Annotated in this window: 22 protein-coding genes; 10 read left to right on the top strand and 12 right to left on the bottom strand. The window is 55.3% G+C overall.

The features are described 5' to 3' along the window. Positions 1 to 2: 2 nt before the first annotated feature. Entirely contained in the window at positions 3 to 575 is a 573-nt protein-coding gene (locus ABIE64_RS08400; RefSeq protein ID WP_341363792.1) for a YceI family protein, read from the top strand. Positions 576 to 664: 89 nt separating this feature from the next. On the opposite strand, the gene ABIE64_RS08395 is transcribed toward ABIE64_RS08400, so the two are convergent. Continuing rightward, positions 665 to 2,359 (bottom strand): methyl-accepting chemotaxis protein, encoded by a 1,695-nt coding sequence (locus ABIE64_RS08395; RefSeq protein WP_354377119.1) that lies wholly within the window; start codon positions 2,357 to 2,359, stop codon positions 665 to 667. A gap of 240 nt (positions 2,360 to 2,599) precedes the next feature. Further along, positions 2,600 to 3,298 (bottom strand): alpha/beta hydrolase, encoded by a 699-nt coding sequence (locus tag ABIE64_RS08390; protein WP_063093368.1) that lies wholly within the window; start codon positions 3,296 to 3,298, stop codon positions 2,600 to 2,602. 707 nt (positions 3,299 to 4,005) lie between these two features. On the opposite strand from ABIE64_RS08390, the gene ABIE64_RS08385 reads away from it, so the two are divergent. Further along, entirely contained in the window at positions 4,006 to 5,343 is a 1,338-nt protein-coding gene (locus ABIE64_RS08385; RefSeq protein WP_354377118.1) for an MATE family efflux transporter, read from the top strand. Between the two features lie 32 nt (positions 5,344 to 5,375). On the opposite strand, the gene ABIE64_RS08380 is transcribed toward ABIE64_RS08385, so the two are convergent. Then, positions 5,376 to 5,852, bottom strand: a complete 477-nt coding sequence (locus tag ABIE64_RS08380; protein WP_062951764.1) for an Lrp/AsnC family transcriptional regulator — start codon at positions 5,850 to 5,852, stop codon at positions 5,376 to 5,378. 481 nt (positions 5,853 to 6,333) lie between these two features. Between ABIE64_RS08380 and ABIE64_RS08375 the strand changes: the two genes are divergently transcribed. Next, the gene (locus tag ABIE64_RS08375; RefSeq protein ID WP_223305055.1) at positions 6,334 to 6,831 is read left to right on the top strand and encodes a GNAT family N-acetyltransferase; all 498 of its coding nucleotides are present in this window, start codon (positions 6,334 to 6,336) and stop codon (positions 6,829 to 6,831) included. A gap of 4 nt (positions 6,832 to 6,835) precedes the next feature. After that, positions 6,836 to 7,282: an Rrf2 family transcriptional regulator gene (locus ABIE64_RS08370; RefSeq protein ID WP_007091951.1), complete on the top strand. Its 447-nt coding sequence runs from the start codon at positions 6,836 to 6,838 to the stop codon at positions 7,280 to 7,282. 86 nt (positions 7,283 to 7,368) lie between these two features. Here ABIE64_RS08370 and ABIE64_RS08365 read toward each other — a convergent pair whose 3' ends face one another. Next, positions 7,369 to 9,324, bottom strand: a complete 1,956-nt coding sequence (locus tag ABIE64_RS08365; protein ID WP_354377117.1) for a DEAD/DEAH box helicase — start codon at positions 9,322 to 9,324, stop codon at positions 7,369 to 7,371. Between the two features lie 214 nt (positions 9,325 to 9,538). Between ABIE64_RS08365 and ABIE64_RS08360 the strand changes: the two genes are divergently transcribed. After that, entirely contained in the window at positions 9,539 to 10,099 is a 561-nt protein-coding gene (locus ABIE64_RS08360; protein WP_354377116.1) for a hydrolase, read from the top strand. Then, positions 10,096 to 10,833: an alpha/beta fold hydrolase gene (locus ABIE64_RS08355; RefSeq protein WP_354377115.1), complete on the top strand. Its 738-nt coding sequence runs from the start codon at positions 10,096 to 10,098 to the stop codon at positions 10,831 to 10,833. The genes ABIE64_RS08360 and ABIE64_RS08355 overlap by 4 nt, the downstream gene beginning before the upstream one ends. On the opposite strand, the gene ABIE64_RS08350 is transcribed toward ABIE64_RS08355, so the two are convergent. Further along, entirely contained in the window at positions 10,830 to 11,846 is a 1,017-nt protein-coding gene (locus ABIE64_RS08350) for a substrate-binding periplasmic protein (RefSeq protein WP_354377175.1), read from the bottom strand. The two genes, ABIE64_RS08355 and ABIE64_RS08350, sit on opposite strands and share 4 nt — an antisense overlap. Positions 11,847 to 12,011: 165 nt before the next feature. Beyond that, positions 12,012 to 12,626 carry a hypothetical protein gene (locus ABIE64_RS08345; RefSeq protein ID WP_354377114.1) on the bottom strand — a complete coding sequence of 205 codons (615 nt, stop codon included), beginning with the start codon at positions 12,624 to 12,626 and terminating at the stop codon, positions 12,012 to 12,014. Between the two features lie 138 nt (positions 12,627 to 12,764). On the opposite strand from ABIE64_RS08345, the gene ABIE64_RS08340 reads away from it, so the two are divergent. Continuing rightward, entirely contained in the window at positions 12,765 to 13,325 is a 561-nt protein-coding gene (locus tag ABIE64_RS08340; RefSeq protein WP_354377113.1) for a cytochrome b, read from the top strand. A gap of 23 nt (positions 13,326 to 13,348) precedes the next feature. Here ABIE64_RS08340 and ABIE64_RS08335 read toward each other — a convergent pair whose 3' ends face one another. Both ABIE64_RS08335 and parE read right to left on the bottom strand, forming a co-directional pair. Then, positions 13,349 to 14,269, bottom strand: coding sequence for a glutaminase (locus ABIE64_RS08335; protein ID WP_354377112.1), 921 nt, complete (start codon positions 14,267 to 14,269; stop codon positions 13,349 to 13,351). An 86-nt stretch (positions 14,270 to 14,355) separates the two neighbouring features. Next, positions 14,356 to 16,338: a DNA topoisomerase IV subunit B gene (parE, locus tag ABIE64_RS08330; protein ID WP_354377111.1), complete on the bottom strand. Its 1,983-nt coding sequence runs from the start codon at positions 16,336 to 16,338 to the stop codon at positions 14,356 to 14,358. 272 nt (positions 16,339 to 16,610) lie between these two features. On the opposite strand from parE, the gene ABIE64_RS08325 reads away from it, so the two are divergent. From ABIE64_RS08325 to ABIE64_RS08315, 3 genes are all read left to right on the top strand, one after another. Then, on the top strand, positions 16,611 to 17,036 hold the full coding sequence (locus ABIE64_RS08325) for an acyl-CoA thioesterase (RefSeq protein WP_007091942.1): 426 nt from the start codon (positions 16,611 to 16,613) through the stop codon (positions 17,034 to 17,036). Between the two features lie 150 nt (positions 17,037 to 17,186). Further along, positions 17,187 to 18,221 carry a hypothetical protein gene (locus ABIE64_RS08320; RefSeq protein WP_354377110.1) on the top strand — a complete coding sequence of 345 codons (1,035 nt, stop codon included), beginning with the start codon at positions 17,187 to 17,189 and terminating at the stop codon, positions 18,219 to 18,221. Between the two features lie 28 nt (positions 18,222 to 18,249). After that, positions 18,250 to 18,471 carry a hypothetical protein gene (locus tag ABIE64_RS08315; protein WP_354377109.1) on the top strand — a complete coding sequence of 74 codons (222 nt, stop codon included), beginning with the start codon at positions 18,250 to 18,252 and terminating at the stop codon, positions 18,469 to 18,471. 67 nt (positions 18,472 to 18,538) lie between these two features. Here ABIE64_RS08315 and ABIE64_RS08310 read toward each other — a convergent pair whose 3' ends face one another. From ABIE64_RS08310 to nikC, 4 genes are read right to left on the bottom strand one after another with little or no spacing between them, the layout of a single operon-like run. After that, entirely contained in the window at positions 18,539 to 19,567 is a 1,029-nt protein-coding gene (locus ABIE64_RS08310) for a dipeptidase (protein ID WP_354377108.1), read from the bottom strand. Positions 19,568 to 19,621: 54 nt separating this feature from the next. Beyond that, the gene (locus ABIE64_RS08305) at positions 19,622 to 20,395 is read right to left on the bottom strand and encodes an ABC transporter ATP-binding protein (RefSeq protein WP_503012844.1); all 774 of its coding nucleotides are present in this window, start codon (positions 20,393 to 20,395) and stop codon (positions 19,622 to 19,624) included. A gap of 7 nt (positions 20,396 to 20,402) precedes the next feature. Further along, on the bottom strand, positions 20,403 to 21,245 hold the full coding sequence (locus tag ABIE64_RS08300) for an ABC transporter ATP-binding protein (RefSeq protein ID WP_007091935.1): 843 nt from the start codon (positions 21,243 to 21,245) through the stop codon (positions 20,403 to 20,405). Between the two features lie 2 nt (positions 21,246 to 21,247). Continuing rightward, complete coding sequence (nikC, locus tag ABIE64_RS08295; RefSeq protein WP_071241412.1) at positions 21,248 to 22,171, bottom strand: nickel transporter permease; 924 nt, start codon at positions 22,169 to 22,171, stop codon at positions 21,248 to 21,250. Positions 22,172 to 22,174 lie beyond the last annotated feature (3 nt).

The raw sequence follows: 22,174 nt of genomic DNA, 5'->3' as shown, positions 1-22,174 counted from the left end.
TCATGACGTCTTTGTTTAAAAATATTCTGCGGGCTTCGGTGATTGTGCCGGCGATTGCCGTTTGGGTACCGGCCTTTGCCGCCGATACATGGCAGGTCAAAGCCGATGACAGCGATATTAAATTTTCAGGCACCCAGCTTGGTGCGGATTTCGAGGGCGCGTTCGATAAATTTACCGCCGAGATCGTATTTTCACCGGATGATCTTGCCGGATCAAAGGTTAGCGTTCTGATCGATATCGCGTCGGTTGATACCGAAAATGCCGATCGCGACAGCCAGATCATTTCCGCAGACTGGTTTGATGTCGCCCAGTGGCCGACAGCAAAGTTTGAAACCAAGTCGTTCCGGGAAGTTGGCCCAGGCCAGTATGAAGCACTGGCCGATCTGACGATCCGGGACGTGACCAAGGAAGTCGTGTTGCCCTTCAATCTTGAAATCGAAGGCAACGAAGCCGATGCGGAAGGGACGCTTGTGATCAAGCGTACCGATTTCGGCGTCGGGCAGGGCCAGTGGAGCGACACCAGCCAGGTTGGTGATGAGGTCACCATTCGTATTGATATCGACGCGACCCGGTAATCCGGATCGCCGTCTGGTTCTGATCCATGCAAAACAGCCGCCCGGATTACAGGCGGCTGTTTTTATTTGGATCGCAGAGCTGGCTGAAATCAGGCCGAGGCGCTGCGGCGCAATTCGGCAAGGAAGCTTTCGACGGCTTCGTCGAGGGATACGGCTTCGGTGACCAGCTTTTCGGCGGTCTGGGCAAGCTGTGTCGTGCCCGAAGATACCTTGCCCGCATTGTCATTGACGGTTTCAATGCGTTCTGACACTTCGCGGGTGCCGTTGGCGGCTTCTTCGACGTTGCGCGCGATTTCGCCGATGGCGGCGTGCTGTTCTTCGACCGCGGCCGCAATGGCGGTGGAGCTATCGGCGACCTTGGCAATGGTTTCGGAAATGCGGCGGATGGCGTCGACGGCCTCGCCGGTTTCGTTCTGGACCGAGGTGATCTGCTGGTTGATTTCCTCGGTCGCCTTGGCGGTCTGGTTGGCAAGGTTTTTGACCTCGCTGGCAACCACGGCAAAGCCCTTGCCGGCATCGCCCGCGCGGGCGGCTTCGATGGTGGCGTTCAGGGCCAGAAGGTTTGTCTGTTCGGCGATGTCACCGATCAGTTTGGCAACGTCGCCGATTTTTTGCGCCGCATCGGCAAGGCCGGTCACGGTTTCATTGGTGCGGGTGGCTTCGTCATTGGCCTGGTTGGCGATATCGGCAGAACGCGCGATCTGCTGGGCGATTTCATCGGAGGATGCGGTCAGTTCCTCGGTCGCGGCCGAGACGGTCTGAACATTGCCGGATGTCTGGGCTGTGGCGGTTGCAACCGCACCGGACAGCTTGCTGTTCATTTCGGTCGCCGACTGCATGTTTGCCGTCGCCTTTTTCATATCGGCAATCGATGCTGATATGGACCGGATCAGCCCCTTGACGCGGCTTTCGAGACTGCCGGCCATGTCGAGGATATCCTGACGGCGTTTCTGTTCGGCATCTGCTTCCATCTGTTTCTGGCGATCCTGCAATTGCAGGTTTTCATGCGCCTGTTTGCGGAAGGCAACAACGGTGCGCGCCATATCACCAACTTCGTCGGCGCGATCCTGACCTTCAATTTCACCTTTGAGGTCACCATTGGCGATCTGGGTCATTCGACCCGATAGCTGGCCAAGGGCGGATGTTATGTTGCGGCCAATCGCCAAACCGGAAAGAACCAAAACCACGACGATAACGACACTGATGATGATTGCGGTCGTGGCTGCACTGCGAAAGGCGGTTTCAACATCATCAATGTAAATGCCGGTGCCAAAAATGTCGCCCCACGGCAGAACCATGGCAAAAGAGAGCTTTTCAAACAGCACGTCTTTGGCTTCGCCGGGTTTGGGCCACATATAGGTAAAGAAGCCATCGGTGCGGGTTGCCTTGATCATATCCTGAATGATGAAGGCACCGGTCGGGTCCTGAATATTGTACATTTCCTTGCCGACCAGCGCGGGGTTGGCAGCATGCATCACGTTGCGACCGGTTTCGGTGTAGGAAAAGTAGTAGCCGATGTCACCGTCAAACCGGCCCGATGAAACGGATTTGTAGAAGGCGTCAATTGCCTGCTGCTGTTCGAGTTCGCCTGACTTGACGCGCGCCTGATAACCTTCGGCCATGCTATGGAGAAGTTCGGTCGTGGCACGTATTTTGTCCTTCCGGTCTTCGAGAAGGGTGTCTTTGAGTGTCATGAGCTGAACACTGGACGCGATGATCAGGCCGATCAGGGCGATAAGCGACAGTAGAGCCAGCTTGTATCCGATTTTGATGTTTTGCAGCATTTTATGCAGATCCGTTTTCAATTCGCACACGCGGCGACGTTGTTTCCGCTGATCAATCGGATCACCGGCATTTGATCATTAACATGATGATGTACGAATGTTTTTGATTTATCCCAATTTCACAAGGCTTTAGGCATATTGTTGCGGCGGTGAAGGTTTCAAGATGAGCCATAAGAAAAAAGGCCATCCGGGAAAAACCGGATGGCCTTTTCGCAGTCATGATCGCGACAGATGCGCAGATCAGCCAAGATGCTCTTGCAGGAATTTCGTCGCCAGCATGATGCCTTCTTCGTCGATGCCGTGCTGAAGGCCGGGGCGTTCGTGCAGTTCGGTGTCAAAGCCGTTGGAGGTCAGGGTATCACGTGCCAGGCGCGATGCCTCGATCGGGACGACCGGATCGGCGGTGCCATGGACCAGCAAAACCGGCGGTCTGGTTTTGATCGCACTTGCAAAGGCTTCGTCGCCCAGAAGCGCGCCAGAGAAACCGACAACACCAGCCAGGGCCGGATCGCGGCGCGGGGCGGTTTGCAGGGCCATCATCGTGCCCTGCGAGAAGCCGATCAGCGCCAGTTTATCCGCCGGAAGGTCATGTTCGGCCAGAAGGGTGTCGATGAAGCTGTCGATATAGGCGGCATTTTTCGCCGCCCCCTCGGCCATGGCGCGAAGCGCGCCGGACATGGTTTCCGGCTGGCGACGGAGGAATTCCGGATCATATTCGGCCAGACTGAACCATTGCCGTCCGAACGGCGACATTTCGCATGGAAACGGGGCATTGGGCGAATAAAACGCGGTGTCGGGCAGGGCACGGGCAAAATGCGGTGCCAGCCCGATCAGGTCATTGCCATCGGCACCATAGCCATGCAGCAGGATCACGATGCTTTTGGTCGTGCCTGATGCGGCCGGCAGCATCGGGCCGTTCAATGCGGTTTCAGCGGTCATGTCAGATCAGATCCCTTTGTTTGTCTTTGTTCCTGATTAGCAATGCTGCGTGGCAACGGCCAGTCTTTTTATATCTGCTGATATCTGGTGATTTCCTGTGGTCGCAATTTGACCGGCCTGGGTTCCCCTAAATGATGCGAAAGATGATCGGTTTGCCAAGGATTGCATCAGGCCAAAGAGCAGGTCCGTCGGACAAATGCCGGATGGGTATGCATCGGGCATGTAAATGACGGAACAGGGGTATGATCCGGGTTGTGATAGCGCCTGTGGATAACTGTGTGGATGATTGGCCCGGTATAGTCGGAATTGATCAGTATTTATGCTGTGAAAGTATGAAACTGCGTCGAGAGGCTATGCATTGGGATAGTATTTTGGACGGGAAGCATGACCAAATGGCCGAAAATTTTTTTATAAATTTATCGCAGTTTCACAGTCGTTTGAGGGGGATTGTGAAAAAAACTGTGAAACGTCGTTCCACGACAAACCGGAAATTTACCGATGCCGGGCACGCGCAAAAATCACCTAAAGGGTGAATAAGCCGCGGAGGTTGTTCACGAATGTGGATTCTTTGATGCATAACAGTTCCAAAGGTGCCTTTTGCGCCGGTGCAAACTGTGTCACAAGAAGTCATCCGGGTGATCCGGAATTCGCCCCATCCGATCAGACGATTTTCCGAGGCCCCGATGAGTTCCCCGACGAGTTCCCCTGTGAGCCGCACGCGTCGCTGGTTCGGCAAGGGGGATCGACGCGTTCTGGCGTTGACCCTGCCGATTATCCTTTCGAATGCCACCGTTCCGTTGCTGGGCGCGGTTGATACGGCTGTGGTCGGTCATCTGGACAGTCCGCATTATATCGGGGCGGTTGCGGTCGGGGCGCTGATTTTTTCCTATGTGTTCTGGAGCTTTGGCTTTTTGCGCATGGCGACCACCGGGCTTGCCGCACAGGCCGATGGGCGGCGTGATCCCAACGGGGTCCGGGCGGTGTTTGCCCGTGCGGCCCTGATTGCGGTGACGGCGGGGCTTGCGGTTATGGTGCTGCAATGGCCGATTATCGAGCTTGCGATGGCGTTGATCCGGCCGACCGCAGCGGTCGAGGCGGCGGCACGGGATTATTTCCATGTGCGCATCTGGGCATCGCCCGCGACATTGATGCAGTACTGCATGCTGGGCTGGTTGCTGGCGATGCGTGATGCGCGCGCGGTGTTTATTTTTCAGGTGGTTCTGAACAGTCTGAACATGGTTCTGGATATCCTGTTTGTCCAAGGCTTTGGTTGGGACGTCAAGGGGGTGGCAGGAGCCACGGTGATTGCCGATTATTCCGGTGTGATGCTGGGCTGGTTTTTGATGCAGCCGCATTTAAAACGGCTTGGCGGGACGTGGCGTGGGATCGGTATTTTTGATCGTACGCAACTGGCGCGCCTGATGAAAATCAATGGCGATATCTTTGTGCGCACCATGGCGCTGACATCTGCCTTTGCAATTTTCACCAGTTTTTCCGCCCGCTTTGGCGAGGTGACATTGGCAGCGAATGCGGTTTTGCAGAATTTCCTGATGTTTGGCTCGTTTGCGCTGGACGGGTTTGCCCATGCGGCGGAAACGCTTGTCGGGCAGGCCTATGGGGCGGAACGGCGCAAACAGTTCCTGTGGGCGGTGCGCAAGACCACGATCTGGGCGATTGTATCGGCGGTGGTTATGGCGGCGATCTTTGGCCTTATGGGGCCGTGGATCATTGATGGCCTGACCTCGATCCCGGAAGTCCGCGATGCATCTTACAGCTATCTGTTATGGGCGGTGATGTTGCCGATTACCGGGGTGCTTGGTTTTCAGTTCGACGGGGTGTTTCTGGGCGCGATGCAGACCAAGCACTGGCGCAACATGATGCTTTTGTCGGTGGCGATCTATGCCGGGATGGCATGGGGGGCGGTAGTGGCAGACAGCAATCATCTGCTTTGGGCGTCGTTCAATGCGTTCTTCCTGCTGCGCGGGGTGACGCTGGCGGTGCTATTCCCGACGATCATTCCCGCAGGTCGCAAGGCGACGGCCTAGGGTGGCGAGGCCGGATGCCGGAAAACCGGCGGTTATGCCTCCGGCACGGGCAGGGTGGTGCTGTTTTTGACTTCGTGCAGGGTGAAGCTTGATTTGATGTTGGCGACACCAGGCAGCTTCATCATGACTTCGGACAGGAAACGCTGATAGGCGGCCGGGTCCTGCACGACGATGCGCATCATGTAATCCTGATTGCCGACCATGGCATAGCAATCAACGATTTCCGGGTGGGATTGCACCGCAGTTTCAAAGCGGCGCAATGACGGTTCGTCATGCTGGGTCAGGGACACGGTGACAAAGACATTCACCCCCAGACGCAGATGTGACGGAGCCAGCAGGGCGACATATTTGCGGATCACGCCGCTTTCTTCGAGCTTGCGCAGGCGGCGCAGGCAGGGAGACACGGAAAGACCGACCTTATCGGCCAGTTCGACCATCGAGATGCGCCCGTCTTCCTGAATCTCGCGAAGAATTTTGCGATCAATTGCGTCGAAACCGTTGCGCGCCATGGCGTGCCCCACTCCTTGTACTCGATAGATATTATTGTGATCCGGGTTGATTTTGCCGCATTGCGGGCTTTGCATAAATTACCCGCCAGCGCAAAAATCATGCTGCGCGATAAGCCATGACTTCGCGTTCCTGTCAATCTTTGCGTGATCCGGGCGTGATCTTTTTACGGTAACAGATTGTGATTTCGAAGCCGGACCAAAAGACCCCGAAATTCCCGGTTGCCGGACAGGGCAAAACAGTCTGGTTTGCAGTGCGAAAAGCGTTAGGACTTGCATAGAACAAATATCGGCGTTATGTCGTTCAAATCCTTGCATTGCTTTGCTTTGTTCGCACTTGCGGCGGAACTTATCGTTGCCGCGCGTGGTAATGACAGTGTAGTATAATCGTACCAATTTACGTATTTTTACGGTGGTTATTCTCCTGTCAGGAGCTGGGGGGTTGGGGTTTTGCCAACCTGCAGGACAAGAAAGGCATTACGTGGTGGACGCTGCGCAAGATACACCGGGATATAACCTGGTCTCGATTGGCGAGCATAAAATCAATATCCGTCCGGCGGTCAAGGATGACCTTGCCAATGTGGTCGCGCTTGACGACCGCACAACGGGCCTTCGCAAGCCGGAATATTGGGATGACCTGTTCACCCGTTATGGCAACAGGAAGGATTCCCGGTTTTTCCTGATTGCCGAAGAAGGCGATACGTTGCTGGGCTGCATTTTCGGGGAAGTCCGGTCATGGGAATTCAACTCGGTCCCGTGCGGCTGGGTCGGCACTGTCAGTGTCGAGCCGAATTTGCGCATGGGCGGGATCGGCAGCATTCTTTACAAGGAAATCTGCCGCTGTTTCCGCAAGGCCGGTGTGACCAAGATCCGCACCATGATCCCGCGCGATGCGACCGACCTTATGTCGTTCTTCCGCGCGCAGGGTATGATGGCCGGACCCTTTATCCAGCTTGAAACCGATATGGACGAAGGGGTGTAACGCCATGATGTCTTTGCAAAAGGCGACCCTGTTTGCGCTGTATGCCGTTTTGGAACTGGCCGAGGATACGGACCGGCAGCTTTCGGCATCCGAAATCGCCGAGAGATACAATATCTCGACCAACCATCTGGCAAAGGTCCTGCGCGATCTGGGCCGGGCGGGCCTGGTTGAATCGGTCCGTGGGGCCGGTGGCGGTTATCGTTTCTGTGGCAATGCCAAGCGCACGACGTTGCTTGATGTTGTCAGGCTGTTTGAGGAAGTCGGTGCAGGCCCGACAAGCGGCATTGTGCAGGACACCAATGCCGGTGTTGCGCTGTCGCAGGTGATGGACGAGATCGAGGAAATCACCCATGCGACGCTTCTGTCGATTTCGATTGAAACCATGCTGAAACTGATGCGCAAGCGCCGCCCGGAAAAACCGCGGTCGACCGGATTGTTCCGCGCGGTATAAGCCGCCATTTAAGATAATCGCACCAAAATCAAAAGGCCGTCAGAGCAATCTGACGGCCTTTTTCGCATTCGATGAACCGGTAGGGATCAGCCTTCGCTGCCGGTCGTTTCGGCGTCCGCAGTTTCGGTTTTGGCGGCCTTTTTCGGGGCCGGTTTTTTGCGCGGACGACGGGCGGCTTTCGGTTTTTCTTCCTTGGCGGGCGCGTCATCGGCCACCGGTGCAGATGCCGGTTCCTGAGCCGGAGCTGGAGCTGGAGATGCAGCAGGAGCAGAAACGACTGCTGCCTCGTCCTTGGTCTCTGGTGCCGGGCTTGCCTTTTTTGCGGTTGCCCGTGTGGTTCTGGTGCGGGTCGGTTTGGCGCGTGCGGTTTTCGCCGTACCGGTTTTTTCCGACGCGGATTTTTCAGCCGTTACTTTTTCGGCAGAGGCCTTTGACGATGTTTTTCTGGCCGGTGCTTTTTTCTCGACCTCGTCGGCGCGCGGCTTGCCAAGGCTAGAGGCCGGGACCGGGGTCAGAAGGAAGGCCGGAGTATGGTCAGCAAAACCGATGACCGGCTTGTCGTCACGATCATGCCGGTCATGACGATCATCGCGATCACGACGCGACGCGGAACGGCCTGAAGAACGATCATTACGATCCTGACGTTCAGGACGGTTCGAACGTTCGTTACGCGGCTTTGCGTCACGCTGCGGCGTATTGTCTCGCGGCTGCTGGGCCGGGCGTGTGTCCTGCTGCTTTGCTTCTGGCGCGGCGGCAGGGGCATTGGCACCAGCATTGGCGGCCTTGCTGTCGCGTTCTGCGCGGTCGTTACGGTTATTGCTACGCGCCGGACGATCATTGCGCGGGGATGCATCACGCTGCGGCGCCTTGCGGCTTTTCTTCACACGGCGTTTCTTGCCGGTGAAGTCGAGTTCAAGGGTTTCGATGCCTTCAAGCTCGGTCAGCGGAATGTCCATGTTGATGGATTTGTTGATCGCAGCAACAAGTTTGCCGTCTTCGGGCACGGCCAGCATGAAGGCCTTGCCTGCGCGGCCGGCACGACCGGTACGACCGGTACGGTGCACGTAATCCTCGGCGTTGAAGGGCACGTCGAAGTTAAAGACGTGCGAGACATCGGCAACGTCGATACCGCGCGCGGCAACGTCCGAGCAGATCAGCAGGGTGATTTCGCCCGTTTTGAATTTATCAAGCGTTTCGGTGCGTTCGCTCTGGACCAGATCGCCATGCATGCGACCGGCATTAAAACCGTGCTTGGTCAGCGATTTGAACAGGATATCGACGTCTTTTTTGCGGTTGCAGAACACAAAGGCGTTTTTGACGTCTTCCTGACGGACAAGTTTGCGAAGGGCTTCGCGTTTGTCCATTTCATCCATGACAAGGAGTTTATGTTCCACCGTGGTCGCCATAGTCGAGGGCGGGGAAACGGTGATTTCCTTGGGATTGGAGAGGAATTTGTCGGCAAGGCGGCGGATTTCCTTGGGCATGGTCGCCGAGAAGAAAAGAGTCTGGCGCTGCTTGGGCAGCATATTGACGATTTTTTCAATGTCGGGAATGAATCCCATATCAAGCATGCGGTCGGCTTCGTCGATCACCAGCAATTTGCAGTCCGACAGAAGCAGTTTGCCGCGTTCAAAGGTATCGATCAGGCGACCCGGGGTCGCGATGATGACGTCGGCACCTTTTTCAAGGATTTTCTGCTGTTCGACGAAGGATTCCCCGCCGATGATCAGTGCCTTGGACAGCGACATGTATTTGCCGTAAATGTCGAAGTTTGCTGCTACCTGGGTCGCGAGTTCGCGGGTCGGTTCGAGAATGATCGAACGGGGCATCCGCATGCGCGCACGGCCATGATGCAGAATATCAAGCATCGGCAGGACGAAGCCTGCGGTTTTGCCTGTACCCGTCTGAGCACAGCCCAAAATATCACGTGCCATCAGAACGGACGGAATGGCCTGGCTCTGAATGGGGGTCGGGGTATCATAGCCGGCGTCTGCGACGGCTTTGAGGATATCTTCGCTCAGACCGAGATCGGCGAAATTCATATGGTTCGTTTTCCCGCAATAGAATGCGTTATGATGTGATTATCGCTGCGATAAAGCAGCTTGCGTCGTAAAGCGAAGCCTTAATTAAGTCAAGAAAAACGCCTCAAAAAAGGGTTAAAGAGGCAAATTAACCCGGTGCGAGAGGCTTGTTTGCCACAGACCGGAAGCGTAATCTGGTGAAATAGACAATGAAACGGGGAGAAAAACGGTGTTGATGGATGCATCACGTGCAAGTCTGGTGATTATCGATGTTCAGGAGAAACTCTATCCGGCCTGTCAGGACCCTGATCAGACCGTCGAGAATTGCTGCTTTCTTGTCAAATGCGCCAATCGTTTGAATGTTCCCGTCATTGTGACTGAACAATATCCCAAGGGGCTTGGCCATACGGCACCCGCTATCCTTGATCTGGTGATGAAGGCATCCGATACGGTCGATGGCGGCAATGTCGTTTCCAAGGTCAGTTTTTCAAGTGTGCCAGCCGATGGCTTTATGGAAAAGATCGAAGAAACACCGGGCCGCGACCAGATCGTCATTGCCGGGATGGAAACCCATGTCTGTGTGCTTCAGACCGTGATGGAGCTTATTGATCGCGGGCGCGAGGTTTATGTGGTCGCCGATGCGGTGACATCGCGCAGCATTCATGACAAGATTTTCGGCCTGGAACGCATGCGCGATGCCGGGGCGAAAATCGTGACGCGGGAAAGCGTGATGTTTGAATGGCTGCGCGTGGCAGGTACCCCGGAATTCAAGGAATTGAGCGCACTGATTAAATGACGGCCAATCCCCATACGACCATTCCGGTTGTCTTTCTGTCGGGGATGCTGGCCGATCAGCGGATGTGGCAGCCGGTTATGGCCCGCGTGGATGCGCGTGGCCGGCGGGGTGTTGCCCCGGCGATCACGCCGATGATCCCGGCACTTGATACCAAGGATGATGTGGCGGTGATGGCAAGGGATGTCCTTGATCTGGTGCCGGATCGTTTTGTATTGGTCGGGATGTCGATGGGCGGTTATGTCGCGTTTGAAATCCTGCGCATGGCGCGGGAACGGGTATCGCATCTGATGCTGGTCAATACGCGCGCGACGGCCGATGATCCGGTGATGCGACGGCGCAGGCTTTTGCTGGCGCGGCTTTCCGGTCGGAACCTGCCGTTCAGGGGGATCAATGACGCGATGCTTGACGACATGCTCCATCCCGATCATCGGCACAATCGAGAACTTGTCGGCCTGCTTTCGGATATGGCGGAGGATCTTGGCGAGGATGTTTTCAAACGTCAGATCATAGCTGTTGCCAACCGACCGGACAGCATGGCGTTGTTATCGGAACTCGATATGCCTTGCACCGTGATGGTGGGGGAGGCTGATCGGGTGATCAGCCCGGCATCGCATCATGACATGGCGGCCCGCATTCCCGGTGCACGCATGATCGTGGTTGCCGGGGCCGGGCATTATGTGCCGCTGGAACAGCCCGATATATGCGCCGATGCGCTTTGTGCGCTTATTACCTAGGGCGTAGATGTTTTGGTGTCGGACGGGGTGAGTGTATCGCTCAGGACCATTTCGATGGTGTTTTCATTGGTCAGATACTGCGCATAGAGTTTTTCCAATGCGCCACTGCTGCGCTGTCTGGCAAGGTAGCTGTTAAAGTGCCGCATCAGGCGGGCATTGCCGGGGGTGGCGGGCAATATCAGGCGGTTGATCGTATTCATCAGCGATGTCGGGTGGATCGACAATGCGGCAATTTCATCATCGGTCAAATGGGCGATCTGTTTAAGCGATGCCTTTTGCGCATATCCGCAATAGATCAGCGCAACATCAACCCGCCCGGCAAGCAGCAGGGCAATTGACTGTCGAATTGAATTGAACCGGGTGATATCAAATCGACCTTCGCGCAGATGGCGGGCCAAGGGGCCATGCAGTTCAAGGCCGCGCGCGATGGAAACCTGAAGCCCGTCAAGGTCGGCGGCAGTTGTGATGTTCAGGTCGCGCTGCTTAAGGGTAAGGGCATGCAGGCTTGTCGTGCTGATACCGTCCGAAAAGATAACGGTATTGCTTGCCGTGTTGCCGGGAATGCCGATGAAGCCTGCGCGATTGTTGCCGCTGTTTTCAAGCGCGCGTTTGAGCGGCAATTGCTGAAAGGACATATCGATCTGCTGAAGCTTGCTGAAATCACGCAGCAGATCGTATAGCGCGCCATTGGCATGGCCGTTAAGCTGATAGCTTTGCGGATAGAATTCCTGATCGGCAAGCACGGTCAGATGCAGGTCATCGGCACTGGTTGCATTGGCGGCATCGGGCGCAACATCGGGATGGCCATCACTGGCCTTTGGCCCCGCGCCAAAACCGGTGATTACAACGGCGATGACAAGACCGGCACATGCCATGCGGAACAAGGATGGCCGGATCGATTGCCAGACGGACAGAATATGCGACGTCAATTCTACCCTGTTTTTCATTTCAGGGTCGCCAGCCAGTGCCAGAGGCAACCAGATGGGCGCGCGCAATTTGCCGATACGTGCCATTTCTGGCAACGGTTATTCCCCATTCGAGTAGTCTTCCCTGTTTTTATCGGCACTTATTTTCATGCCTGAAACCTACCCTTCAGAGTAGTTGGCAACAGGGTGCCCGGAATAAAGGGCAAGAGCAAGCATGATAGGGGCAGAATTATACCAATTGCTATTTCGGGTTTAGCAACCGGCACGGAACATGCCGCAACGACGATCACTGTCATCGCGGATTTCGCGTGGGAAAAGCTGTGCGATGATGCTACCACTATTATTGGTAACCTGTTGTTCAAAATCAGCTTTTACGAAATTCGCACGCAGTTCCGAGATCGGCTTGTCGCCTGCGCAAAAGGCAATGCGTGTCGGGATTCTGGTTGTATCTGCGGGGTAGTTGGTAGCCTCGGGCGTGGTGCAGATTTTTTCACCCATCGTGGCTTGTGACGGGCTTACGACGACGACAACACGATACCCGTCGCGCAGGACCTGATTCGGGCCGAGTTGGGTGGCATCGGTGATGAAATCAAGGCGCGGGGGAAATCCGTGACCGGACAGGGCGGATGCCCATGTTTCGGGCGATACAGATGATTGCTTGTCGTGGACTTCGACCATCATGATCTGGTTTGGCGCACCGTAAACCTTGAAGGTCTGCACATCATTGACCTGATAGGTTGGCGGTTCAATCGTTGTGATGTTGCCACATCCCGCCAGCAGCAGGGCACTTCCCAAAACGCCCCCTGCAAGCACGCGCAAGGTGACACGCGGAGACAATCGTTTAGACGCATTGAAAAGGATTCTCATGGGGGCTCCTTGCGGGTGCGGGGCGATAAAAGTCCGGTCTGCGACAAATTGATACAGATGCGACAAAACCTTGCGAAACTTTGCGGCTAGATTGGTGCCGGGATCAGTTACGTCATAGTCAGCAATGAGGTTACAATTATGTCAGATGTCTCTGAAACGCAAATTTCGCGATGGCCACACTGGTCTGTTCCGGCGCTACACTGGATCATGGCATTGTTGATGGCGGCCGCCTTTGGCATCGGTCAGGTCATGGAAGAAGTCCCGCGTGCCGAACGGGCTGAAATCATGGGATATCACGCGCTTGTTGGCATTTCGGTACTGGTCCTGTTCCTGCCGCGTATTTTGGCGGTTTTGCGCCTGTCCCCACCAGCGGTACAGGACGATCCCCTTCTGGTTAAAATCATGGCGCGCATTGCGCATGGTGTGCTGTATCTGGCGATGATTGCGATGCCGGTCACCGGGCTTCTGGCGGTGATGACATCGGGACGCAATTTTCCGGTCGCCGGATTATTTTCCCTGCCGGATCTGGGGCGGATCGAATGGCTGCATGAAGGGGCCGAGGAAATTCACGAATTTTTCGTGCCGGTTCTGGTGACGCTGGTAGTGCTGCATGTGATTGCCGCCATTTGGCACCATTATATACGCCATGATGATGTGCTGGCGCGTTATGTGCCATCATTGCGAAGGCGCGATTCCTGATCCTTTTTGATCGGAAAACCCGGTCAGAAAACGGATCGTCCGATGGCGCGGATCAGCATTTCAAGCGCCTTGATGCCGGCGGCGGAATTGCCGCGTGTATCAAGGCGCGGCGACCAGACACAGACGGAAAATTCACCGGGAATGACGCCGATGATGCCGCCGCCAACCCCGCTTTTGGCCGGGATGCCGACGGTAAAGGCAAAATCACCCACCCCGTCATACATCCCGCAAGTCAGCATCAGGGCATTGATCCGGCTGGTTTCTTCGGGCGTGATCACGGTGCGGCCATCAATGCCAACACCCTTGTTGGCAAGGAAGAAGGCGGCACGTGCCATTTCACGGGCCGTCATCGCGACCGAGCATTGCTTGAAATAGGCCCGCACGACGTCTTCGACCGGGTTGTCGAGCTTGCCGAAACTTTTCATCAGATAGGCAATCGCGCGGTTGCGATCCCCGTGCTGATCTTCGGACAGATAGACATCGTTATCGACGCGAATGCCGGGATTGCCGCAAAGCTGACCAAGGAATTCCGCAACCGAACGGTCCGGATTGGCGTAGCGTGATGCGATCAGATCAGCAACACGGATCGCCCCGGCATTGATGAAGGGATTGCGCGGGATGCCGTGTTCCTGTTCGAGCAGGATCAGCGAATTGAAGGCCGAACCAGATGGTTCGCGCCGCACGGCTTTCCACAAATCATCACCATGCGCGCGCAGGGCCAGCACAAGGGCGAAGACCTTGGAAATGCTTTGAATGGAAAAGGGCAGGTCGGGCTGGCCAATGGCAAGTTCGTTTCCATCGGCGGTGCGCAGAACCATGGCAAAATGATCGTCGGGGACGCTGGCAAGGGCCGGGATATAATCGACCTTGCGGGCATCGGTAAAATCGGTCTGGTGGATCGCGTCCGAAATATCCTGGAGGATGGCGGCATAATTGTGGGTCATTATGTGTCCGCTTTGTTTATCAGGCTGTCAGGGACAAAAAACCCGGCGCAGGGCACCGGGTTTGATGATGAAGAATTTTAATCCGATCAGACGTCGATATCCTCGACAAAGCGGGCATGTTCCTGAATGAACTGGAAGCGGAGCTCCGGCTTTTTGCCCATCAGGCGATTGACCAGATCCTTGGTCTGGCCACGGGCATCGGGTTCGGCCGCATCGGGCAGGCAGACGCGCAGCAATGTCCGCTTCTTCGGCGCCATTGTGGTTTCGCGAAGCTGCGGGGGCGGCATTTCACCCAGACCCTTAAATCGGGAAATCTCGACCTTGCCACGGTTCTTGAATTCGGTATCGAGCAGGACCTCTTTTTCCGCGTCATCCATCGCATAGATTGATTTTCCGCCCTGTGTCAGGCGGTAAAGCGGCGGCATGGCAAGATACAGGTTACCGTTTTCAATAAGGCCGGTCATTTCCTGATAGAAGAAGGTCATCAGCAGGGATGCGATATGTGCGCCGTCGACGTCCGCATCGGTCATGATGATGATGCGTTCATAACGCAGATCGGCAAGCCGGAAATCGGACCCGGAACCGCAGCCAAAGGCTTCGATCATGTCCTTGATTTCCTGGTTGGCCATCATCTTTTCACGCGTCGCGGATGCCACGTTAAGGATTTTACCGCGCAGCGGAAGGACGGCCTGTGTTTCACGATCACGTGCCTGTTTGGCAGAACCACCTGCCGAGTCACCTTCGACCAGGAAGATTTCAGTGCCAGCCGCGATGGAACGTGAACAATCGGCAAGCTTGCCCGGAAGGCGCAGGCGACGGGTTGCTGACTGGCGCTTGGTTTCTTTCTTTTCCTTGCGGCGCTGGCGTTCTTCGGCGCGCAGGATGATGCGTTCGAGCAGGCGTTTGGCATTTTCGGTATCACCGGTCAGCCAGTGATCGAAATGGTCGCGAACCGCGGTTTCAACCAGCTTGGTTGCCGATGCGGTGCCGAGCTTTTCCTTGGTCTGGCCCTGGAACTGCGGATCGGGAATAAAGACCGATAGCATGATGCAGCCACCGCCAAAGACGTCCTCGGCGGTGATGGCAGCGGCCTTTTTCTGACCGACCATGTCGCCATAAGTCTTGATCGCCTTGGTCAGGGCATAGCGGAAACCGGCCTCGTGCGTGCCGCCAAGCGGGGTCGGGACGGTGTTACAATAGGAATGGAAGTACCCTTCGCCACCGTCCGGCCATGCAATCGCCCATTCAACGCGACCGGCACTTTCGGAAAACTTGGCTTCGCCGGCAAACGGACGTTCGGTGATCAGATCACGACCTTCGATGGTCATGTTCAGGTAATCGAGAATCCCGTTGGGGAATTTCAGGACTTCGTTCTGCGGCGTCGGATCGTCACTGGTCAGCAATTCCGGATCGACCGACCAGCGGATTTCAACACCCTTGAACAGATAGGCCTTGGACCGCGCCATACGGAAGATCGTGGCGGGTTTCAGCTTGGCCCGGTTGCCGAAAATTTCGGGATCGGGGCGGAAGATGACCGTGGTGCCACGGCGGTTATTGACCGCACCGCCATCCTGAAGCGGACCGAGCGGGGTGCCTTTGGAATATTCCTGAAACACGAGTTTGCGATCACGTGCGACTTCGACCCGGAATTTGTCGGTCAGTGCGTTCACCACCGACATACCCACCCCGTGCAGACCGCCCGAGGTTTCATACGCCTTGCCCGAAAACTTGCCGCCCGAATGAAGCGTGGTCAGGATGACTTCAAGGGCGGATTTATCGGGGAATTTCGGATGCGGATCGGTCGGAATCCCACGGCCGTTATCGCGCACCATGACGGTGTTGTCGGTTCTGAGTTCCAGCTCGATCCAGTCGGCATGGCCGGCGACGGCCTCGTCCATCGAGTTATCGAGGATTTCGGCAACCAGGTGATGCAGTGCGGCATCGTCCGTGCCCCCGATATACATACCGGGACGGCGGCGCACAGGCTCCAGGCCTTCGAGAACTTCGATATCCTTGGCGGAATAGGCGTTTGTGGTCGATTGGTTTGAATCTTCGAAAAGGTCGGTCATGCCCCGGAACGCAACTTCTTTATTATGTTAAAACAAGGTCCAACGACGCATATCTGTTAATTGATTTTACGAAGTTCTGACCCTAGGCTTAACGAGTATCATATGTTTTCAGATGCGGCCCATAAAAATGTTTTTTGATCGCGAATGCAAGCGGTGGTCTTGCCAGAGATCATAATTTCGTTGTGGCAGCGCAGAAAACGATGACAAGGTTGTGACGAAAACCGTGACCGATTGGTCCAATAACAATGTCGGCCCAGACAGGAGTAAGCCCGATGGCGAATGAGAGTGAGATCACACACGGTACCGACAACAGCATGCCGCGCGGCGACATGTGCACCCGAACCCTTGCCATGCCGGCCGACACGAACCCGAGCGGCGATATTTTCGGCGGCTGGCTGATGTCGCAGATGGACATCGCGGGTGGCGTCATGGCAAGCCAGATCGCCGAGGGACGCGTTGCCACGGTGGCGGTGGATGGCATGACGTTCCATCGCCCGGTCTATGTTGGCGATGTGGTGTGCGTGTATGGCGATATCGAACGGATCGGCAATACATCGATGGTGCTGCATCTTGAAAGCTGGGTGCTACGCAAAAACCAGCCGCCGCGCATCAAGGTGACAGAGGCAACCTTTACCTTTGTCGCGATTGACGCCGAAGGCCGCCCGCGCCCGGTGCGCAAGGATGAGGTTGCTGTTTAAGCCTGCGGGTACAACCCAAGTGCCAACAGGCATATGGGCTGGTAGTTAGAGATAGCGAGGAAATCCCACAACCACGACAGCGGGTTGCTGCGCCTTGTTTCGAGTTTAGGGGCGGTATGGGTGTTTCATCTCTAATAAGTGGAGGTTCAAATGCCGATTGTTTCTCTGGATCAAAAAAAGAAACGTGTGTCGTTTTCGGAGTTTGGGACCGAGAACGAGATCGTTTTTAACTATTTTGACAAGTTGGCAGCTTCGGAGCGAGATGAAGCTGTCCTGCGAGCTTTATACATCGGCGTACTGGCGATGATGGAGGACCGCTTTTCTGCTTTCTTGGCTAAGACGTCAAATGAGTTGGGGACAGAACTTGAGAGCCTCAAGCGCATCTTCGATATGAAGCAGGAGCTTTTTTATAAAACTTCGGTCAAAGGTGTGGCAGCTGAAGATGAGGTTGCAGAGTATTTAAGGGAATTTCTCGAAACGAATAAACTTAAAGATACTGTGGAACTTACAGGAAATACATCTGGTAATTTGAAGCGAAATAAGACGGGCGATATTCTATGCAAAGTCGATGGAAGTGATGATTTTCGAATAGTGATAGAATGCAAACTTAGCAAAAATATCCGCATGGGAGATATTTCTACGAGAGACGTCTTCTCTCGTAAGTCAGATACTGTGTGGAGCCAACTGATTGAAGCGGATGCGAACCGTGAAGGTAAGGTGAGTATCGTCGTTCTTGATGCTGAAGTGGTTGATTCAAATCTTCAAAAAGAGGTTGGCTATCTTAAGTACATTTCTGGAATAGGTTTTGTCGCGATTATTGACTCTCAGAAAGGTGATTATAAGAACGTCGCCATCGCCTATCTCTTGGCTAGAGATATAGCAACGAAACTCAAAGTTAGAGACGTTGACGGTGATTTGCTCGGGTTTATGATTTCGGCTCTCGTTCGGGATATTATTTCTATAAAATCAATAAGGTCCCTAGTTGAGCAAAACATATCAACGAACAAGAAGATTTTATCTGAACTGGAAAAATCATTTCTTCTTTTAGAGTTTCACGAGAAATATTTCTCAAAATTTCTACAAGATGGTATATTAACAAAAGAAGATATGTTGTCCTTCTACAATGGCGGCGACGTTAATGACCGCTTCAAGGTCATTGAAAAAGAGATTTTGGGGGTGGGCTAAAACTGACACCAATTAGGAGAATGTCATAATGCCCAAATATGCAAATCGTAACGGTAATTCTGGTGTGGATTCTTATGAGTATGGCAACGATTGGATTGTAGTTACATTCACTACTGGCAGCACCTACAGGTACTCATACCGCTCTGCTGGAGCCGAAAATATTGAGCAGATGAAAATTTTGGCTGATGCGGGAAGCGGCTTGAATAGCTTTATTATGAAGAACCCTAGGGTTCGAAAGGGATACGAGTAATATCGGCAAGGCTTAATGCCATGCCCGTCATTTCAGAAGAGAGGCGACTGACGGGCATGGGGATACTCTAGCTTGAAGCCGTCCAGCTTTCCTTCGCCACCCGAACGAAATTTTCACCCATGATTTTATCGACGTCGTCGGGTTTGTAGCCTCCGGCGATCAGGGCGTCGGCAAGGGCGGGGAGTTTTTTCGGGTCGAACACCGCGGCACCCCCAGCACCCGGGCCATAGCCGCGTTCGGTGGGCCAGTAATAGGCGCGGTCAACGCCATCGGGGAAGTCGTTGGTGCCCGCGACACTGGGCATCGTATCAAGGCCGATGCCGACATGGTCCACACCGACCAGTTTTACCGCATAGTCGATATGGCGGATCATGTCAGGGACTTCAGGCGCGTTGGGTGATTTGATGAAGCGCTGGAAGCCGCAAATGCCTATCACCCCGCCGGTATCGGCACAGGCCTTGATCTGTTCATCATCAATGCAGCGTTCATGCCCGCCAAGCACCTTGGGGTTGGCGTGGCTGAAGACGACCGGCTTGGTTGATGCCCGCATGATATCAAGGCTGCTTTGGCGGCCGGTGTGTGAGCAATCCATGATCATGCCGCCGTTATTAACGGCCCGGACCATGGCATGGCCCAGCGCGGTCAGCGGGATATCATCATCATGACAACCACCGGCCACCGAATTGTTGCGGTTATAGGCAAAGTGGATTTGTTTCACGCCCAGTTTGGCAAAGACCGGGACCATTTCGGGCATGTCCTGCAACATGACCGAGCCTTCGAGATCGAAACCAACCCCAAGCACGCCCTTTGATTTGGCAATTGCCAGATCATCAAAGCGTTCGATCTGCATGTATTTGTCCGGGTGGGCGGCGATTTTGGCCCGGAAGGCGGCAATGACGCGCAGGATATGCGCAACGGAATTCATATCCATGCCGACATTGACACAGACATAATCAACATCACCCGCGACATAGTTATCAAGCAGGCTGATCGGTGTTTTGGGATCAAGCGGCAGGCAGGCATGCGCATCCCACGTGAAAGTGGGGCGATGGCGTGACCTGTTGGCGGACGTGTTCGGGGCGGTGGTGACGTTCATGATGTCCCTTGTTGTTCTGGCACGTGGTTCTTCTGGCGCGTGCGGGGCCGCTGTTCAGTCCCAATCCACGAAGCTGTCGATGACGGCGCGGTCATATCCCCCGGCGGCCTTGAAAAGCTGCTGTGAATAGGGGTTTTCCAGTTTGCCGTCGGCAAGCTGGGCGGCGGTGGCGCGTTCGACGATGCGGCCGTGGTTCATGATCGCGATATCGTCGCACATATGGGCGACCACGGCGAGATCGTGACTGACCATGATATAGGTAAGTCCCAGATCATTGCGCAACCGGGTCAACAGGTTGAGCACCTCGGCCTGGATCGAGACATCAAGGGCTGATGTCGGTTCATCAAGCAGCAGGATTTTCGGTTCGAGAATAAGCGCACGTGCAATCGCGACACGCTGGCGCTGCCCGCCGGAAAGCTGATGGGGGTAGCGGAAGCGGAAGGAGTTATCGAGACCGACCTGTTTTAATGCCTCGACCACGCGGGCATCGGAATTGCCGAGCCCGTGAATATTGACCGGTTCGGTCAGGATGCGGTCAATGGTGTGACGCGGATGAAGCGATCCGAACGGATCCTGAAAGACCATTTGCGCCAGACGGTAAAAGGTCTTGTCGCGCTTTTTGGTCAGTTCCCTGTCATTGACGACAATATTGCCTTCCCAGTCATCGACAAGACCGGTGATGGTGCGAAGGACGGTTGATTTGCCCGAACCGGATTCGCCCACCAGACCGAACGATCCGTTGGCCGGGACCGAAATATCGACATCCTTGAGCACGTGGTTGTCGTCAAACCAGGCATTGAGTTTGGTGATTTCAATCATTGCAGTCATTTTTATCTCAGGCCTCCGCCCAGCTGGCTTCGCGGGTCAGGACGGGAAGCTCGGCGTGGTTGCCATCCATTTTCGGCAGGCAGTTCAGAAGGCCCTGCGTATAGGGGTGTTTGGCCTGATCGAGTTCGGATGCGCGGATTTCTTCGACGACATGGCCCTGATACATCACCAGAACCCGGTCGCAGAAGCTTGAGACCAGATGCAGATCGTGGCTGATGAAAACCAGCGCCATGCCGCGTTCACGCACCAGATCATCAAGGATCGCCATTACCTGGAGCTGTACCGTGACATCAAGAGCCGATGTCGGTTCATCGGCAATCAGGATTTCCGGATCGGGGATCAGCATCATGGCGATCATGACGCGCTGGCCCATCCCGCCCGATACTTCGTGCGGGTAGGATTTGAACACGCGTTCGGGATCGCGGATTTTGACCGCGGCGAGCATATCAAGGGCGCGGCGTTTGGCCTCGGTCGCGTTGACCTTGTGGTGTTCGCGATAGGCTTCGATGATCTGATCACCGATGGTCATGACAGGATTTAGCGAATATTTCGGGTCCTGCATGATCATGGAAATACGCGCACCACGGACCTTGCGCCAGTCGCGTTTCGACAGATTGCGCAGGTCCAGATCGTGGAACTGCATCTGATCGGCGGTGATTTTGCCGTTTGCCGCCGTCAGGCCCAGAATGGCGCGCCCGGTCTGGGATTTGCCCGAACCGGATTCGCCAACAATACCGAGCCGTTCACGTCCGAGATCGAACGACACACCACGCACGGCATGGACCGGCCCCTTGGATGTGGAAAAGGTGATGGCGAGGTTTTTGACAGACAGAAGGGTTTCGTTTGTCATGATCAGTCGCCCCCACGTGGATCAAGAACATCGCGCAGGCCATCGCCCAGAAGGTTGAAACCAAGGCTGACCACGAAAATTGCAAGGCCCGGTACGGTCGATACCCACCATTGTTCCAGAAGGAACTGGCGGCCTTCGGACACCATTGCCCCCCATTCGGGCATCGGCGGCTGTGCGCCAAGGCCAAGGAAGCCAAGCCCCGCCGCAATCAGGATCATGCCCGCCATATCAAGGGTGACACGCACAACAAGCGAGCTTATGCACATCGGGGTGATGTGACCAAGGATCAGACCCATATTCGAGACACCCTGCAACCGGGCGGCTTCGATATAGTCGGACCTGCGGACGGTGATGGTTTCGGCGCGTGCAATGCGGGCATAGGGTGGCCATGCGGTCAACGCGATGGCCAGAACCGCATTTTCGATCCCCGGTCCCAATGCAGAAACGAAGGCAAGGGCCAGGATCAGTTTCGGGAAGGCCAGAAAAATATCGGTGATGCGCATCAATGTCGCATCAATCCAGCCGCCAAAGAACCCGGCAGCGGTGCCGACCAGAAGCCCGACGGGGGCCGCGGTAATCACCACAAGGGCCACGATCATCAGGGTGTATTGCGCGCCGTAAATCAGACGCGACAGGATATCGCGACCCAGCTGATCGGTACCAAACCAGTGTTCGGCACTGGGCGACTGGATGCGATTGGCAAGGTCGGCGGCCAGCGGATCATAAGGTGCCAGAAGCGGGGCAAATATGGTGACAAGGATCAGGGCCAGAACGATCGAAAGACCGATCATGGCGAGCCTGTTTTCGGTGAATTTAAGCCAGCCCAGCCATGCCCGGCCACATTTGGCCTGCCAGCGTGATTGCGGGGTGTCCGATGTCAGCCACTGTTTCAGGCCGGGTTTGACGGCGTTGCTTGTGATATTCATGGT

This window comes from Thalassospira sp. MBR-102 (assembly GCF_040549275.1).
GTDB lineage: Bacteria > Pseudomonadota > Alphaproteobacteria > Rhodospirillales > Thalassospiraceae > Thalassospira > Thalassospira xiamenensis.
The sequence above is the reverse complement of the archived record's forward strand: the minus strand, read 5'-3'. Positions and strand labels throughout refer to the sequence as shown.

Coding starts and splice junctions, on each gene's coding strand:
- ABIE64_RS08400 (WP_341363792.1), top strand. CDS start 3: ATGACGTCTTTGTTTAAAAATATTCTGCGGGCTTCGGTGATTGTGCCG.
- ABIE64_RS08395 (WP_354377119.1), bottom strand. CDS start 2,359: ATGCTGCAAAACATCAAAATCGGATACAAGCTGGCTCTACTGTCGCTT.
- ABIE64_RS08390 (WP_063093368.1), bottom strand. CDS start 3,298: ATGACCGCTGAAACCGCATTGAACGGCCCGATGCTGCCGGCCGCATCA.
- ABIE64_RS08380 (WP_062951764.1), bottom strand. CDS start 5,852: ATGGCGCGCAACGGTTTCGACGCAATTGATCGCAAAATTCTTCGCGAG.
- ABIE64_RS08370 (WP_007091951.1), top strand. CDS start 6,836: ATGATGTCTTTGCAAAAGGCGACCCTGTTTGCGCTGTATGCCGTTTTG.
- ABIE64_RS08365 (WP_354377117.1), bottom strand. CDS start 9,324: ATGAATTTCGCCGATCTCGGTCTGAGCGAAGATATCCTCAAAGCCGTC.
- ABIE64_RS08360 (WP_354377116.1), top strand. CDS start 9,539: ATGGATGCATCACGTGCAAGTCTGGTGATTATCGATGTTCAGGAGAAA.
- ABIE64_RS08355 (WP_354377115.1), top strand. CDS start 10,096: ATGACGGCCAATCCCCATACGACCATTCCGGTTGTCTTTCTGTCGGGG.
- ABIE64_RS08350 (WP_354377175.1), bottom strand. CDS start 11,846: ATGGCACGTATCGGCAAATTGCGCGCGCCCATCTGGTTGCCTCTGGCA.
- ABIE64_RS08345 (WP_354377114.1), bottom strand. CDS start 12,626: ATGAGAATCCTTTTCAATGCGTCTAAACGATTGTCTCCGCGTGTCACC.
- ABIE64_RS08340 (WP_354377113.1), top strand. CDS start 12,765: ATGTCAGATGTCTCTGAAACGCAAATTTCGCGATGGCCACACTGGTCT.
- ABIE64_RS08335 (WP_354377112.1), bottom strand. CDS start 14,269: ATGACCCACAATTATGCCGCCATCCTCCAGGATATTTCGGACGCGATC.
- parE (WP_354377111.1), bottom strand. CDS start 16,338: ATGACCGACCTTTTCGAAGATTCAAACCAATCGACCACAAACGCCTAT.
- ABIE64_RS08325 (WP_007091942.1), top strand. CDS start 16,611: ATGGCGAATGAGAGTGAGATCACACACGGTACCGACAACAGCATGCCG.
- ABIE64_RS08320 (WP_354377110.1), top strand. CDS start 17,187: ATGCCGATTGTTTCTCTGGATCAAAAAAAGAAACGTGTGTCGTTTTCG.
- ABIE64_RS08315 (WP_354377109.1), top strand. CDS start 18,250: ATGCCCAAATATGCAAATCGTAACGGTAATTCTGGTGTGGATTCTTAT.
- ABIE64_RS08310 (WP_354377108.1), bottom strand. CDS start 19,567: ATGAACGTCACCACCGCCCCGAACACGTCCGCCAACAGGTCACGCCAT.
- ABIE64_RS08305 (WP_503012844.1), bottom strand. CDS start 20,395: ATGACTGCAATGATTGAAATCACCAAACTCAATGCCTGGTTTGACGAC.
- ABIE64_RS08300 (WP_007091935.1), bottom strand. CDS start 21,245: ATGACAAACGAAACCCTTCTGTCTGTCAAAAACCTCGCCATCACCTTT.
- nikC (WP_071241412.1), bottom strand. CDS start 22,171: ATGAATATCACAAGCAACGCCGTCAAACCCGGCCTGAAACAGTGGCTG.